General features: G+C 65.1%; 11 protein-coding genes and 2 tRNA genes. 8 read left to right on the top strand and 5 right to left on the bottom strand.

The features are described 5' to 3' along the window. Positions 1-179: 179 nt before the first annotated feature. From PSEEN_RS06575 to PSEEN_RS06560, 4 genes are all read left to right on the top strand, one after another. Positions 180-383, top strand: coding sequence for a ParD-like family protein (locus PSEEN_RS06575; protein ID WP_011532704.1), 204 nt, complete (start codon positions 180-182; stop codon positions 381-383). Next, complete coding sequence (map, locus tag PSEEN_RS06570; RefSeq protein WP_011532703.1) at positions 380-1,156, top strand: type I methionyl aminopeptidase; 777 nt, start codon at positions 380-382, stop codon at positions 1,154-1,156. The genes PSEEN_RS06575 and map overlap by 4 nt, the downstream gene beginning before the upstream one ends. Positions 1,157-1,548: 392 nt before the next feature. Continuing rightward, positions 1,549-2,241, top strand: a complete 693-nt coding sequence (locus tag PSEEN_RS06565) for a DUF1266 domain-containing protein (RefSeq protein WP_011532702.1) — start codon at positions 1,549-1,551, stop codon at positions 2,239-2,241. Beyond that, positions 2,238-4,865 (top strand): DUF805 domain-containing protein, encoded by a 2,628-nt coding sequence (locus PSEEN_RS06560; protein ID WP_011532701.1) that lies wholly within the window; start codon positions 2,238-2,240, stop codon positions 4,863-4,865. The genes PSEEN_RS06565 and PSEEN_RS06560 overlap by 4 nt, the downstream gene beginning before the upstream one ends. Here PSEEN_RS06560 and PSEEN_RS06555 read toward each other — a convergent pair. From PSEEN_RS06555 to PSEEN_RS06545, 3 genes are all read right to left on the bottom strand, one after another. Further along, entirely contained in the window at positions 4,859-6,565 is a 1,707-nt protein-coding gene (locus PSEEN_RS06555) for a molecular chaperone HscC (RefSeq protein WP_011532700.1), read from the bottom strand. The genes PSEEN_RS06560 and PSEEN_RS06555 overlap by 7 nt on opposite strands. 157 nt (positions 6,566-6,722) lie before the next feature. Next, positions 6,723-6,799, bottom strand: a tRNA-Asp gene (locus PSEEN_RS06550). Between the two features lie 13 nt (positions 6,800-6,812). Beyond that, positions 6,813-6,888, bottom strand: a tRNA-Val gene (locus tag PSEEN_RS06545). A 216-nt stretch (positions 6,889-7,104) separates the two neighbouring features. On the opposite strand from PSEEN_RS06545, the gene rdgC reads away from it, so the two are divergent. From rdgC to sugE, 3 genes are all read left to right on the top strand, one after another. After that, complete coding sequence (gene rdgC / locus PSEEN_RS06540) at positions 7,105-8,025, top strand: recombination-associated protein RdgC (RefSeq protein ID WP_011532699.1); 921 nt, start codon at positions 7,105-7,107, stop codon at positions 8,023-8,025. A 163-nt stretch (positions 8,026-8,188) separates the two neighbouring features. Then, positions 8,189-9,151 (top strand): bile acid:sodium symporter family protein, encoded by a 963-nt coding sequence (locus PSEEN_RS06535; RefSeq protein ID WP_011532698.1) that lies wholly within the window; start codon positions 8,189-8,191, stop codon positions 9,149-9,151. A 166-nt stretch (positions 9,152-9,317) separates the two neighbouring features. Then, the gene (sugE, locus tag PSEEN_RS06530; protein ID WP_011532697.1) at positions 9,318-9,635 is read left to right on the top strand and encodes a quaternary ammonium compound efflux SMR transporter SugE; all 318 of its coding nucleotides are present in this window, start codon (positions 9,318-9,320) and stop codon (positions 9,633-9,635) included. Positions 9,636-9,653: 18 nt separating this feature from the next. Here the strand turns inward: sugE and PSEEN_RS06525 are convergent, their stop codons facing one another. Further along, positions 9,654-11,528: an MFS transporter gene (locus PSEEN_RS06525; protein ID WP_011532696.1), complete on the bottom strand. Its 1,875-nt coding sequence runs from the start codon at positions 11,526-11,528 to the stop codon at positions 9,654-9,656. Positions 11,529-11,879: 351 nt separating this feature from the next. After that, a complete protein-coding gene (locus tag PSEEN_RS06520) occupies positions 11,880-13,019 on the bottom strand; it encodes a TDT family transporter (RefSeq protein ID WP_011532695.1) in 1,140 nt (379 codons plus the stop codon). A 163-nt stretch (positions 13,020-13,182) separates the two neighbouring features. Here PSEEN_RS06520 and PSEEN_RS06515 point away from each other — a divergent pair, with 163 nt between their 5' ends. Next, positions 13,183-14,367, top strand: coding sequence for an MFS transporter (locus PSEEN_RS06515; protein ID WP_011532694.1), 1,185 nt, complete (start codon positions 13,183-13,185; stop codon positions 14,365-14,367). The last annotated feature ends 160 nt before the right edge of the window (positions 14,368-14,527 follow it).

Genomic DNA, 14,527 nt, shown 5'->3' with positions numbered 1-14,527 from the left:
TGGCGAATCAGGTACCGTGGCGCTTGGCACCGGCTTTGCCGGTGTTCGCCGGCAAGGCCGGCTCCTACGCGGGATCGCGTCTTGTCGCACCGTAGTGGGCCTGTTGCACCATTGGGTGGCGTTCAGGCCTGGCAAGGCGATATGCTTCGTATACGTTTCATATATACGGGTATCCCACCATGGGCATCGTCAAGATCTCCGACGACCTCCACGAAGACCTGCGCGTGGCCAGTGCCGCGCTGTCGCGCTCGATCAACGCCCAGGCCGAACACTGGATCCGCCTCGGCATGCTCGCCGAGCTGCATCCGCAAGCCACCTACCAGGACCTGCTGCGCCAGTTGCTGCGCCAGGAACAGGCCAATCTCAAGGAACTGCTGCAATGAGCCAGGTCATTCACAAGGACGCCGCCCAACTGGCACTGATGCGCCGTGCCGGGCAACTGCTGGCCCAGGTGTTCGCCCACCTCGACGGCTTCATCCGCCCGGGCGTGACGACGATGCAGATCAACGACCGCGCCGAGGCCTTCATCGTCGAAACGCTCAAGGCGCGTCCGGCGAGCAAGGGCCAGTACGGCTTCCCCTATGCGCTGAACACCTCGGTGGACCATGTGGTGTGCCATGGCATGCCCAAGGTGGGTGAGGTGCTGAACGAAGGCTCGATCGTCAACGTCGACATCACCCTGGAACAGGGCGGCTATATCGCCGACTCGTCGAAGATGTACTGCATCGGGCAGATCAGCGACGAGGCCCGGCGGCTGGTCGACACCACCTACGACGCGTTGTGGAAGGGCATCGAGCAGGTACGCCCCGGCGCCACCCTCGGTGACATTGGCCATGCGATCCAGGCGCATGCAGAGGCGGCCGGCTACAGCGTGGTCCGCGAGTACTGCGGGCATGGTATCGGCACGCAGATGCACGAGGCGCCCGAGGTGCTGCATTACGGCCATCGTGGGATGGGCATAAAGCTGCAACCGGGGATGGTGTTCACCATCGAGCCGATGATCAACCAGGGCGGCCGCGGGACCCGGGGGCTGCGCGATGGCTGGACGGTGATCACCCGGGATCACACACTTTCGGCGCAGTGGGAGCATACCGTGGCGGTGACCGAGAGTGGGTACGAGGTGCTGACGCTTCGGGGGGAGGAGGTTCGGGGCTGACGGATTGGCATTCGGACGCTGATTTTCCTCTGCCAGCCCTTTCGGGATGTTCGCCGAGGAAGTTGCAGCGCCAGGGAAATCGAGCGCCGCCCGCGCGGCGCATCGCGGATGAATCCGCTCCTACATCCGTTGCAACGTGGCCATGCCAGACAGGCCATAGTTGTTCGCCTTGTTTGTCCGGCGCGTTTTTTCGGCTGGCGCTGAAGCCGTCCCGCCTGGCTCAAGCCATGCGCCAAGGCTGGCGACCATGGCCTCACAGGTGCGGCACGTTGCAACCGATGTAGGAGCGGATTCATCCGCGATGCGCCGCGCAGGCGGCGCTCGATCTCAAGCGCGCAGCAAGACTATTGCATTACAATCCGCGCCAGCCCAAAGCTACCTCAGGACCCCTCATGGACGAAGCCGCCCAGCACTGGCTGCATGCCCTTTCCGCCCCCATGGCCGCCCTGAACGGCGCCAGCTACACCGCCCCCGACTACTTCGAAGGCGAAGACCAGGCCGACCTGGAGCGCTGGTGGGGCATCAGCACCCGCGCCCAGTTGCTCGACATGCTCAGCATGGCCGACAACGGTCACGCCACCGAACTGAGCGAAGCCTACTGGCAGTACCAGCGCTGCCTGCCCAGCCAATGGCAGGCCCTGCTCGAAACCCTGCCCCCACGTGAACGCATCCGCCACCAGTACGCCGCGCGCACCTTCCCCGACTGCGGCCCCGGCGGCACCCGCGCCTGGGACCTGGGGCGCATGAGCTACCTGCTCCGTGCCGGGGTCAAGAAAGGCCTGGTCAGCCGCGAGGAAAGCCTCTATCTGCACTACCGCCTGGCCTTGCGCGCCCGCCATTACTACAACCGCTGGGACAGCTACCTGGCCGGTTACCTGTTCGGAAAGGCACTGTGGAACGCCAGCGGCAGCAGCGATGAAGCCCTGGCCGCCAACCTCGAGCGTCAGGGCTACGAGCACTGGAACCGCTGCATCCTGCTCAACCTGCGTCATGGTGCCCACGCCTTGTTCGCCGAGCTGCCCTGGGACCTTCCCCTACCCGAGCCACAACGCCCCATAACGCTGGAAGAGGACTGCTGGTCATGAGTTGCTGGATTCGCCTGGGGATCGAACCAACCCAGGACCTCGATGCCATCCGCCTGGCTTACCGCAGCCAGCTGCCCTCGCACCACCCCGAGACCGACCCGGAAGGTTTCAAGGCACTGCGCGAGGCCTACGAGCAAGCCCAGCGCCTGGCCCGCGAACGCGCCGCGCCAGCGCCTGACGACCTGGAACCCGAGGCCGAGCACGCCGCCGTGCATCCTGCGTTGCACGCCTTCCACAGCCTGCTCGAAGCGCCGGCTACCCGTTTCGATCCGCCAGCCTGGCAGCGCTACATCGACGAACTGGACACACTGCCACTGGACGAACTGGAGGACCTGAGCTGGCAACTGCTCGCCACCCTTCGCGACGCCGGTCCGCTTTCCCATCGCTGCGCCAGCCTGCTGGCCCATCGCCTGGGTTGGGCGCAACAATTGCTGCGCCTGGACAACCCACATGAGGTGGAAGCCTTCCTCGACCGCCTGGACGAGCCCGACCCCTACGACACCGCACTGATGCGCGATTGGCCGCCCAGCGCACAGCTGGAAAGCCTGTGGTATTTCCGAAGCCTGGAATATTGCTACCAACAGCACCCGCTGTTCGAATACAAGCAGTTCGTCAACGTGCACACCTGCCTGGCCATCCCCGACGACCCCGCCCTGATGCAGCGCCTGCTGGTGCAGTTCAGCCAGGCGGGCATCGGCAGCCGCGCCTTCCATGGCCAACTGCAGGAGCGCCTGCAGCAGGCGCCCAACGACATCGACCTGCTTTACCTGCTGGCGCGCCAGGCTCATGCCCTGGACGCCGAACAGCAAGCCCTGGACTGTTGGCTGCGACTGTACCGCGAACACCAGCACCCCGAGGCCGAGCGTTGGCTGATCGACCTGTGCGCACGCCATCAACCGCAGCGCCTGCCGTTATTGATCCAAGCCTTCGACCACCTGCACATGCCCGCCTCCTGGCCCACCGACCTGGCCGATCCGGCCCAGGCCTGGGGCAGCCCGGCGCAGACGCCGCAGACCTTGGCACGCTGGGCAGAAGCCGCGCGCCTGGAGCTTGGCGGGATTGCCGGCACCTTTGTCGATTGGCGCCTGGACGGTGATGACGAGCTGCCGCTGCTGGCGTGGTTGCTGCACGAGCAGCACGACCGCGAACTGCACCACCTGTACTGGCAAGCCTGGGCCCTGCAACGCGGCGAAGCAGGCCTGTTGCGCCAGATCCTGTCACACCCACCGAGCGCGGACCCGCTCGACGCGCTGATCCTGGAAGGCTTCCAACGTCAGGCCGCGCAACACCTGCACTGGCTCGAGCAATCGCCCGTGGTGCAGGCCCTGGTGCGGTTCTGCGCCAGCGAAGACCCAGCGCTCGAGCTGCCCGAAGCACTGACCGAGGATGCCATTCGCCCGGTATGCCGGGAATGGTTGCGGCGCATGCGCGTCTATTCGGCCCAAGCCCTGATCGCACTCAACAACCAGTTCGAGATAAGCCGCCTGTTCACCACGCCATTCGCCCTGCCATTGCAGGGCCGCCTGGCCGAGGACGGCGTGCTGCTGCCTCCGATGCCTGACGGCGAGGCCTTGTGGGGCTGGCATCGCCAGCAGCTGTTCATGCTCGCCCTGATGGAGCAGCAATCACGCTGGTTGACGCTGATCGACCCGACATTGGCCGGGCAGATGCAGTATCCCGCCGACCACCCCTTCGCCGAGCAGCACGCGCAGCTCCTGCAGGCGCTCGATAATCCCGAAGGCGACAACAGCCTGCCAGCGCTCACCTTGTCCGCGCCCCTGCAGACCCTGCAACAGGCCCTCGACAGCGCACGCCTGCCCAGCGCCGCGCAGATGGCCGCCTGCCTGGACAAAGAGGATGGCCGCCTGCTCGACGAGAGCCCGCTGAGCTACCTGCTGTTCTGCGCGGTGCTGTACCACGACCGCTCGCTGGGCGAGGAACAACGCACGCGCCTGCGCAACCGTCTTGAAGCCATGGCGCTGCACGGCGCCTGGTTCGAGCCACTGCGTCGTGGGCTGGTGAACGGCAAGGCCGGACGGCCGCCGGCCGAAGTCCTGCGCAGCCAGGGCATCGACAGCCATGCGTTCAAGGATGTGATGGACGCGCTGAACGGCCTGCTCAACGACTGCACGCCACCCAAGCCCCGGGCGCTGTGCGCCCTGCAGAAGATCAAGGACGATACCCGGCAGTACCCCGGCCTGCGCTGCGCAAGCATGGCGGTGTTGTCCTGGGCGGAGCGCATGCTGGGCAACGACCTGAAACAGCCACCCGCCCCCTTCTGGGCATTCTGGAAGCTCAACAGTCGCCTGAACCGCACCGGCTTCGCCTTGCATCTGGTGGCCGCCGTGCCATGCAGCGCCATGGCCCTGAAGTTCCCGGCACTGATCGCGGTGGTCGCGGTGCTGATGATCAGCGCCAGCCTGCGCCGCCTGCGCGACCTCGGCCGTGGCGTACCGACCCTGTTGCTGCTACTGCTGATCAGCCGTGTGCTGCCGTTCGCAACCCTGGTGCTGCTGGGCCTGCCTGGCAACAAGCTGCCGAACCTGTACGGGCCGCCGCCAGGCAAGGCCATGCCGATGGAAGGTGGCCTGCAGGCCACCTTGCGGCGCCTGAACGGTCAGTAGCGCAGCTCATCGAGCGCTTGGCTCAACGCCAGGCGCTCGCGGCCGATCTCGGCGGACTGCTGCCTGGCCAGCACCACGTTGAACGCATCCAGCCAACTGCCGATCAACTCGCGCTCATCGCCCAGGCTCTGCATCCAGGCCCGCTCCAGACGGGCCAGCAGGGTGCGGTTGGGCAGGGTGTCGCGTGGATGGATCTTGAGCCGTGCCAGGCGCTGCTGGCTGGCCTGGCGCGCCTCGACATCCAGCCCGGTGGGGCTGCGGTCAATGCTGTGGCTGTGTTTCTGGCCACTTTCGAGGAAGGTCACGTCCACTTCCAACAGGCCGTTGATGTCGTAGCTGAAGCGCACGTCCAGCGACTGGATCGCACCGGTCTGCTGCAACGGCACCACGAAACTGTCGACCAGGATATTGTCACGCACCCAGGGGCGCTCGCCCTGGTACACGGCAATGCGAATGGACGCCTGTTCGGGGTGGCTGCTGTAGAAGCGCTGGACCTTCGAGGTCGGAATCACCGTGTTGCGCTCGATGATCGGCGAAAAAGCCCCGGTGACGTCTTCGCCGCGCGAGGAGGCAATGCCCAGGGTGTAGGGGCAGACATCGGTCAGGATCAGCTCGTCGATGGCCGCGTCGCGCGCCTTGCAGGCTGCCTGGCTGGCGGCGCCCAGGGCGACGATGGTGTCCGGGTCCAGGTGCCGGTAGGGCAAGCGGCCGAACAGCTTGGCCACCAGTTGCTGTACCTGCGGCATGCGCGTGGCGCCCCCTACCAGCACCAGGCTGTCCAGCTCGCGGGGGCTGAGCCGGGCATCACGCAAGGCCTGTTCGATAGGGGTGCGCACCCGTGCCAGCAACGGCGCCCAGATCGCTTGCAGCTTCAGGTCGTCCAGTACCCATTCGCGGGCCTGGCCATCGCCATTCCAGTTCAACGTGCGACTACCCTCGCCTGCCTCGCGCTTGAGCTGCTCGACAGCATCGTGAAGGCTGGCCAGGGACTGGGGCTCGAGGTCTTCGACCTTGAGCCGCCAGTCGTGCAGGCAGGCTTGCAGCAGCGCGTCGGTGAAGTCTTCGCCGCCCAGGTAGTTGTCACCGGTGGAGGCGTGTACCTCGATCAGCGGCAGGGCGTATTCGAGTACCGTGACGTCGAAGGTACCGCCGCCCAGGTCGAAGACCAGGGTGCGCTCGAACTTCTGTTCATGCAGGCCATAGGCCATGGCCGCCGCGGTGGGCTCGTTGATCAGCCGTTGTACCTTCAGCCCGGCCAGCTCGGCGGCAAACACCGTGCGCTTGCGCTGCTCGTCACTGAAATAGGCGGGCACCGAAATCACCGCTTCACTCACCGGGCAGCCCAGGTAGGCCTCGGCGTCCTGCTTCAACGCGCCCAGCACCAGGGCCGACAGCTCTTCAGGGGTGAAACGGTGCTCACCCAGCGAGTAGAGCTTGTCACTGCCCATGAACCGCTTGAAGGCGCCCGCCGTGCGCTGCGGGTGGGTGGTCAGCCGGGCCCGGGCAGCCTGGCCGACCAGGATGCTGCCATCGTCATCGACACTGACCACCGAAGGGGTCAGCACTTCGCCCAGGGCGTTGGCGATCAGGCGCGCTTCGCCATCCTGCCAGACCGCGATCAGGCTGTTGGTGGTGCCCAGGTCGATGCCCAGGAGCGGGGTGGATTGTGTAGAAGGCGTAGAGAGGCTGGCATCCTGCATGGTCGGTCTCTTGCTTGCGATAAGAACCGGCGCAGGGCCTGCTGGCCACGTGCGGCGGACAGGGGCATTCTGGTGCAAAGCCAGAAACAAAAAAAGCGACCCTAAGGTCGCTTTCTCTGTAGCTTCAGGGTGTTCAGTGGGCCCTTGAAGCTGAATATGGCGCGGCGGACGGGACTCGAACCCGCGACCCCCGGCGTGACAGGCCGGTATTCTAACCGACTGAACTACCGCCGCGCTATACATCGAGTGGTGGGTGATGACGGGATCGAACCGCCGACCCTCTGCTTGTAAGGCAGATGCTCTCCCGGCTGAGCTAATCACCCTTCGTCTCGGTGTGGCGCGCATTCTACGGAGGACCCTGTACCCTGGCAAGCACTTTTTTCAAAAAAATCAAAAAAAAATGCCAGGCCTTTCAAAGACCTAGCTGCGCCGGGCTTTTCCCTCCTTATATATGCCTGCTGGCCCTCTGACAGGGCTGGCCTCGAACCACCGCTCGGAGAATAATGCCCGCCTTATGCATTAAGGAGAGATTCCCCCTCATGTGGTTCAAGAACCTGCTGACCTACCGCCTGACCCAGGATGTCCCGTTCGAGCCTGAAGCGCTGGAAGCCGCCCTGGCCAGCAAACCGGCGCGCCCCTGCGCCAGCCAGGAGCTGACCACCTACGGTTTCGTCGCCCCGTTCGGCAAGGGCGCCGACGCTCCCCTGGTGCACGTCAGCGGTGAATTCCTGCTGATCGCCGCGCGTAAAGAAGAACGTATCCTGCCCAGCAGCGTGGTCAACGACGCGGTCAAGGAGAAGGTCGAGGAGATCGAGACCGAGCAGATGCGCAAGGTCTACAAGAAGGAGCGCGACCAGATCAAGGACGAGATCATCCAGGCCTTCCTGCCGCGCGCGTTCATCCGCCGCTCGATGATCTTCGCCGCCATTGCCCCGCGCCTGGGCCTGATCCTGGTCAACTCGGCCAGCGCCAAGCGCGCCGAGGACCTGCTGTCGACCCTGCGCGAAGTCATGGGGTCGCTGCCGGTGCGCCCGGTGACCGTCAAGATCGCCCCGGCCGCGACCATGACCGACTGGGTCAAGTCGCAGCACGCCGCCGAAGGCTTCTATGTGCTGGACGAGTGCGAGCTGCGCGACACCGGCGAAGACGGCGGCATCGTGCGCTGCAAGCGCCAGGACCTGACCGGTGAAGAAATCCAGCTGCACCTGAGCACCGGCAAGGTGGTCACGCAACTGGCCCTGGCCTGGCAGGACAAGCTGTCGTTCGTGCTCGACGACAAGACCGTGATCAAGCGCCTGAAGTTCGAGGAGCTGCTGCAAGAGCAGGCCGAGCAGGACGGCGGCGATGAAGCCCAGCAGCAGTTCGACGCCAGCTTCACCCTGATGATGATGACCTTCACCGAGTTCCTGCCGGCGCTGTTCGAGGCGCTGGGGGGCGAGGAGATTCCGCAAGGGGTCTGAGGGGCGTTATCTGCCGGTGTTGCCCTGAATTTTGGGGAGCCAGCACCGGCCATTCGCGGGTAAACCCGCTCCTACAGGGATCTCGTTGCCCTTGTGGGAGCGGGTTTACTCGCGAATGGGCCCATGAAAATTTCAAGACAATAGACAGAAAAGGACCTGCCCCATGCGCGCCCTCGCCGCCCTCAGCCGCTTCGTCGGCAACACCTTCGCCCTATGGGTGCTGCTGTTCGCCTGCCTGGCCTTCCTCATGCCGCAGTGGTTCATCGCCCTCAAGGTCGCCATCGTGCCGCTGCTGGGCCTGGTGATGTTCGGCATGGGCCTTACGCTCAAGCTCGACGACTTCGCCGCCCTCGCCCGCCAGCCCTGGCGGGTGGCGCTGGGGGTGGTGGCGCACTTCGTGATCATGCCCGGCATGGCCTGGCTGCTGTGCCAACTGTTCCAGCTGCCGGCACAGATCGCCGTGGGCGTGATCCTGGTCGGCTGCTGCCCAAGCGGCACGGCGTCGAACGTCATGGTCTGGCTGTCGAAGGGCGACCTGGCGCTGGCAGTGGCGATCGCCGCGGTGACCACCCTGCTCGCCCCGCTGCTCACCCCTGCCCTGATCTGGTTCCTGGCCTCGGCTTGGTTGCCGGTCTCGTTCATGGACATGTTCTGGTCGATCCTGCAACTGGTGATGCTGCCGATCGTGCTGGGCGTGCTTGCCCAACGCCTGCTGGGTGCCCGGGTGCAGCTGGCGGTTCAGGTGCTGCCGCTGGTATCGGTGGTGAGCATCGTGATGATCGTCTGCGCGGTGGTGGCGGCCAGCCAGGCGAAGATCGCCGAGTCGGGCCTGCTGATCATGGCGGTGGTGATCCTGCACAACAGCTTTGGCTTCCTGCTCGGCTACCTCACCGGCAAGCTGTGCAAGCTGCCGCTGGCCCAGCGCAAGTCGCTGGCACTGGAGGTGGGCATGCAGAACTCTGGGCTGGGCGCGGCGCTGGCGGCGGCGCACTTCTCACCCTTGGCGGCAGTGCCCAGCGCGCTGTTCAGCGTGTGGCACAACATTTCCGGCGCGCTGCTGTCGACCTGGTTCAGGCGGATGGAAAAGCCGGTGGCAGATGAAAGCGCTGTATCCGCCAGATATTGAAGCCTGTTCGCCGGCTTGCCGGCGAACCACCCGATACCATCGATCCCTCGGGCTTGCCGCCCCTGCAATTAATGTGCACTATAGTGCGCACTGTGAGGACGACCTCACGACGCAGTGCGTGATCGCTACGGGGACGGCCCCATCATTGAAACGATGGAGACTCACCATGTCCTGGATCATCCTGTTCTTCGCCGGCCTGTTCGAAGTCGGCTGGGCTGTCGGCCTCAAGTACACCGACGGCTTCACCCGCCCACTCCCCACTATTCTTACCGTCGGCGCGATGGTCATCAGCCTCGGCTTGCTGGGCCTGGCCATGAAAGAGCTGCCGCTGGGCACCGCCTATGCCATCTGGACCGGCGTCGGCGCGGTCGGCACGGTGATCGCCGGGATCATCCTGTTCGGCGAATCGATGGCTTTGGTGCGCCTGGCCAGCGTCGCGCTGATCATCACTGGCCTGGTCGGCCTGAAGGTCAGCGCCAGCTGACCTTCACTTCCCTCCCCTTCAACGCATATCGCCACGCAGCAGGCTGACCTGCTCGCGCAGCGCCTCGGGCTGCGCCGCCTCCACCGGGATGGCGGCGCCGGCCACGAGGGTTACCCGCGACCACAAGCGCTTGAAGAAGCCCTTGTTCGGGTCACGACTGAAGAAACTGCCCCACAGCCCCTGCAACGCCAGTGGAATCACCGGCACCGGCGTCTCCTGCAGGATGCGATTCACCCCACCCTTGAACACATCGATCTCACCGTCGGCACTGAGCTTGCCTTCGGGGAAGATGCACACCAGCTCGCCGTCGGCCAGGTACTGGGCAATTCGGGCGAAGGCGCGCTCGTAGGTAGCCTCGTCTTCACCGCGCCCGGCAATGGGGATCGCGCCAGCGGTACGGAACACGAAGTTGAGCACCGGCAGGTTGTAGATCTTGTAGTACATGACAAAGCGCACCGGACGGCGAATGGCGCCGCCGATCAGCAGCGCATCGACGAACGACACGTGGTTGCACACCAGCAAGGCCGCGCCCTCGTCGGGGATGCGCTCGAGCTCGCGGTGCTCGACCCGGTACATCGAATGGCTGAGCAGCCAGATCAGGAAGCGCATGGTGAACTCGGGCACGATCCTGAAGATGTAGGTGTTCACCGCGATGTTGAGCAGCGACACCACCAGGAACAGCTGCGGGATGCTCAGTTTTGCAACGCTCAGCAGAACGATGGTGACGATCGCCGAAACCACCATGAACAGGGCGTTGAGAATGTTGTTGGCGGCGATCACCCGGGCCCGCTGATCTTCCGGGGTACGCGCCTGGATCAGCGCGTATAGCGGCACGATGTAGAAACCACCAAAGATACCCAGCCCGACGATGGACAGCATGATCCACCAGGCCTGGCTCATGCCCAGCAACGCCAGCCAGTCATGGGGCACGGCACCGGCCGGCACATCGCCCGAATGCCACCACCAGAGCAAGCCGAACACAGTCAGGCCAAACGAGCCGAACGGAACCAGGCCAATCTCGACCTTGCGTCCGCTGAGCCGCTCACACAGCAGCGAGCCGATCGCGATGCCCACCGAGAACAGGGTCAGCACCAGGGTGACGACGGTCTCGTCACCGTGCAGCCAGTCCTTGGCATAGGCCGGGATCTGCGTGAGGTAGATGGCACCGACGAACCAGAACCACGAGTTGCCGACGATCGAGCGCGACACCGCCGGGGTCTGACCAAGGCCCAGGCGCAGGGTCAGCCAGGACTGTTTGAAGATGTTCCAGTCCAGCTTCATCTGCGGCGCGGCGGCGGCGGCGCGAGGGATCCAGCGGCTGGCCAGGTAACCCAGCACCGCGGTGCCCACCACTCCGGCGGCGGCTAACACTGCGTACTGACTGGAGGACATCAACACTCCGGCGCCGATGGTACCGGCCAGGATCGCCAGGAACGTGCCCATCTCCACCAGGCCATTGCCCCCCACCAGCTCCTCTTCACGCAGGGCCTGGGGCAGGATCGAATACTTGACCGGGCCGAACAGCGCCGAGTGGGTGCCCATGGCGAACAGGGCCACCAGCATCAGCTCCAGATGGTGGGTGACGAAACCGGTCGCGCCGATGGCCATGATGACGATCTCGGCCAGCTTGATCGCGCGGATCAAGCGGTCCTTGGCGAATTTCTCGCCAAACTGCCCGGCCAGCGCCGAGAACAGGAAGAACGGCAGGATGAACAGCAGTGCACAGAGGTTGACCCAGATCGAGCGGTCGCCTTCCAGGCTCAGCTTGTAGAGGATCGCCAGGATCAACGATTGCTTGAACAGGTTGTCGTTGAAGGCGCCCAGCGACTGGGTGATGAAGAACGGCAGGAAGCGCCGCTTGCCGAGCAGGGTGAATTGCGAGGGGTGACTCATCGTCCTTGTACCTGGTTGGGCTTTGTTATTGGAGGCACGCCGGGCGTGCCAAGCCACAAATCTGCACGGGAATGCCCGCTGGCACAAGGCACTAGTGGAAGCGGGCTTGCCCACCTCAAGCCTTGCGCGATCCTTGTGGGAGCGGCCTTGTGTCGCGAAAGGGCCGCAAAGCGGCCCCGGCGATCATTGCATCGAAATGAGATCCTGGGGCCGCTACGCAGCCCTTTCCGACCGGTCCGACGCCTCGGCAAGGCCGCTCCCACAAAGGCAAACGTAAACTGCTAGACCGTTGATCCCACGCCGGTTGTGCTGGCGACTTCGCTTCCTGAGCGATCTGCTACCGAGACACCCTCACGCCTGCGCGATGCACGGCGACACGAACAGCTCGCCACGCCATGCCCCGCGCACAGTCCGGCTGGCCACCAGCAGCCACAGCAGCGCCAGCGCCACCACCAGTACCTGGCCAAACACGGTGAAGAAGCCAAGCTCCAACCAGGCCGCCAGCTTCAGGGTGGCCAGGCAGTAAACGCCCAGCGGGAAGGTGAAGCCCCACCAGCCCAGGTTGAACGGCATGCCTTGACGCATGTAGCGCAAGGTAATCAGCACCGCCGTCAGCAACCACCACAAACCGGCGCCCCAGAGCACGATACCGGCCACCAGCCCCAGCCCCCGGGCCACTTCACCCAGACCGCCCAGGCCATTGGCGGCGAACACCGCCGGGGCATCGCCACCGAGCACCAGCATCCCCAGTGCGCCGGTGCCGATCGGCCCCAATGCCAGCCAGCTGGAGGCCGCCATGTTGGCCGGTGGCAGCTTGTGCAGGGCCATGCGCAGCATGAGGATGGTCAGGATGCTGAAGGCCACCGGCAACGACACCGCCCACATCACGTAGCTGGTGATCACCACCAGGAACTGCCGGTGCGCGTCCACCAGGTGCGGCGCCAGCAGCCCGCCACTGGCCGCGGCGACCTCCGCCGCCACCACCGGCAGCAGCCACACCGCGGTCATCTGGTCGATGCTGTGTTCCTGGCGGGTGAACATCAGGTAGGGAATCGCCACGCCGCAGAGCAGCGCCAGGCCCACGTCCAGCCACCAGAGCATTTCGACCCACGGCACCACGACGTCCCCCCAACGCGCCAGGCCGAATACCAGTGCGCCGTTGAGGATGGTGGCGAGGCCCATGGGGATGGTGCCGAAGAACATCGACACGGTGGAATGGGCGAAGATCCGTCGCGCCTCATCAAAGAACAACAGCCAGCGCGCGCCATACAGGACACAGAACAGGACGAACAGGCCGATGGTCGACCACCACAGCCCCTGGGCCACGGTATCGAGCAATGGCACCTGGACTTGATGCAAGGCCAGCGCCAGCACGCCAGTCCCCATGGTCGCGGCGAACCAGTTGGGGGTGAACTGGCGGATCACCTCGCGGGGATGGGCCAATTGGCTGAAGGGGCGCCACGACGGTGCGCGGGTCTGGGTGCATGGCATGGGATGTCTCCTGGCCTTGTGTAAGGTGGAGTTATCTTATGCCTACAAAGAATATCCATATAACGGGTAATTTCTCTATCTGTTATCTATTTTGCAGATATAGCGCGACCTACACCCCTTGGAATATGCTTGGCGACCGCCCCACCCAGACCAGGACGTCGCAATGCTTGCCGCTCTCAAAGGCTATCCGAAGCCGGTACGCCTGCTGTTGCTCACCACCTTCACCCTGACACTCGCCCGAGCGATCACCCTGCCCTACCTGGTGGTCTACCTTGCCGACAACTTCCAGCTCTCGGTCGGCCGCATCGGCCTGCTGATCGGCGGCGCGCTGATCGTCGCTTCGCTGCTGAGCCTGTACGGCGGGCACCTGGTCGACACCGTGCGCAACCATACGCTGGTCATCGCCAGCCTGCTGATCTTCGCGCTGGCCTTCGCCGGCGCCATCGCCAGCCCGTCGGCGGCGCTGTTCTTCCTTTGCCTGGTGCTGATCAACCTGACCCTGGCCATGGTCGACATCGCTGCCAAGGCGGGCTTCTGCGCCCTGCTGCCGGTGGAAGCGCGCGCGGAGGTGTTCGCGATCAAGTACACCCTGAGCAACATCGGTTATGCCGTGGGCCCCATGCTCGGGGTCGCCATGATCGAGGTGGACGGTCACCTGCCATTCGTGGCGTCCGCGCTGATCGGCGCAGGCATGTGCCTGACCTACCACCGCCTGGGCGCTCGTGGCCTGGAGGCCCGCGCCGAGGTTCAGGCCAGCGCCGGCTTCGCCCAGGTGGCATTGGGCCTGGCCCGCGACCGGCGCCTGGTGTGCTTCACCTTGGGCGGTGTGCTCAGCGCCGTGGTGTTCGGCCAGTTCACCGCCTACCTGTCGCAGTACCTGGTGGTCACCAGCAGCCCCGAGGAGGCGGCGCGGCTGGTTGGATACCTGGTGACCACCAACGCCGTGACGGTGATCGCCCTGCAGTACCTGATCGGCCGCCGTATCAACCGGCGCCGCCTGATGCCCTGGCTGATGGCCGGCATGGCGATGTTCGTCGCCGGGTTGCTGGGCTTCTCCCTGGCCGGCACGGCGCTGGCCTGGTGCGTCGCCATGCTGGTGTTCACCCTGGGCGAGATCATCGTCATCCCGGCCGAATACATGTTCATCGACCTGATTGCGCCGGAGCACCTGCGGGGTGTCTATTACGGCGCGCAGAACCTGGGCAACCTAGGCGCGGCGCTGGGGCCGGTGCTGGTGGGGGCGGCGCTGGGGTACCTGGTGCCGGGGGCGGTGTTCTATCTGTTGATCGGGTCGGTGATACTGGCGGCAGTGTTCTATTGGTTGGGTACGCGAAGCGTGGTGCAATAGGCGGTAACGATTGCAGGAGCGGGTTTACCCGCGATGCAGCCTGCACAGGGCATGGCACCGGCTCCGCCGGTGATCGCGGGTAAACCCGCTCCTACAGGATGTGCCATGCCCTCCCCCTGCGACGTCCTGCCACTGCGACCATGGTCTGCGCTGACGAACC

The sequence above is a fragment of the Pseudomonas entomophila L48 genome (assembly GCF_000026105.1).
GTDB lineage: Bacteria > Pseudomonadota > Gammaproteobacteria > Pseudomonadales > Pseudomonadaceae > Aquipseudomonas > Aquipseudomonas entomophila.
The sequence above is the reverse complement of the archived record's forward strand: the minus strand, read 5'-3'. Positions and strand labels throughout refer to the sequence as shown.

What these genes read in the sequence shown, in the direction of transcription:
- PSEEN_RS06575 (WP_011532704.1), top strand. Translation starts at nt 180, where the DNA reads ATGGGCATCGTCAAGATCTCCGACGACCTCCACGAAGACCTGCGCGTG.
- map (WP_011532703.1), top strand. Translation starts at nt 380, where the DNA reads ATGAGCCAGGTCATTCACAAGGACGCCGCCCAACTGGCACTGATGCGC.
- PSEEN_RS06565 (WP_011532702.1), top strand. Translation starts at nt 1,549, where the DNA reads ATGGACGAAGCCGCCCAGCACTGGCTGCATGCCCTTTCCGCCCCCATG.
- PSEEN_RS06560 (WP_011532701.1), top strand. Translation starts at nt 2,238, where the DNA reads ATGAGTTGCTGGATTCGCCTGGGGATCGAACCAACCCAGGACCTCGAT.
- PSEEN_RS06555 (WP_011532700.1), bottom strand. Translation starts at nt 6,565, where the DNA reads ATGCAGGATGCCAGCCTCTCTACGCCTTCTACACAATCCACCCCGCTC.
- rdgC (WP_011532699.1), top strand. Translation starts at nt 7,105, where the DNA reads ATGTGGTTCAAGAACCTGCTGACCTACCGCCTGACCCAGGATGTCCCG.
- PSEEN_RS06535 (WP_011532698.1), top strand. Translation starts at nt 8,189, where the DNA reads ATGCGCGCCCTCGCCGCCCTCAGCCGCTTCGTCGGCAACACCTTCGCC.
- sugE (WP_011532697.1), top strand. Translation starts at nt 9,318, where the DNA reads ATGTCCTGGATCATCCTGTTCTTCGCCGGCCTGTTCGAAGTCGGCTGG.
- PSEEN_RS06525 (WP_011532696.1), bottom strand. Translation starts at nt 11,528, where the DNA reads ATGAGTCACCCCTCGCAATTCACCCTGCTCGGCAAGCGGCGCTTCCTG.
- PSEEN_RS06520 (WP_011532695.1), bottom strand. Translation starts at nt 13,019, where the DNA reads ATGCCATGCACCCAGACCCGCGCACCGTCGTGGCGCCCCTTCAGCCAA.
- PSEEN_RS06515 (WP_011532694.1), top strand. Translation starts at nt 13,183, where the DNA reads ATGCTTGCCGCTCTCAAAGGCTATCCGAAGCCGGTACGCCTGCTGTTG.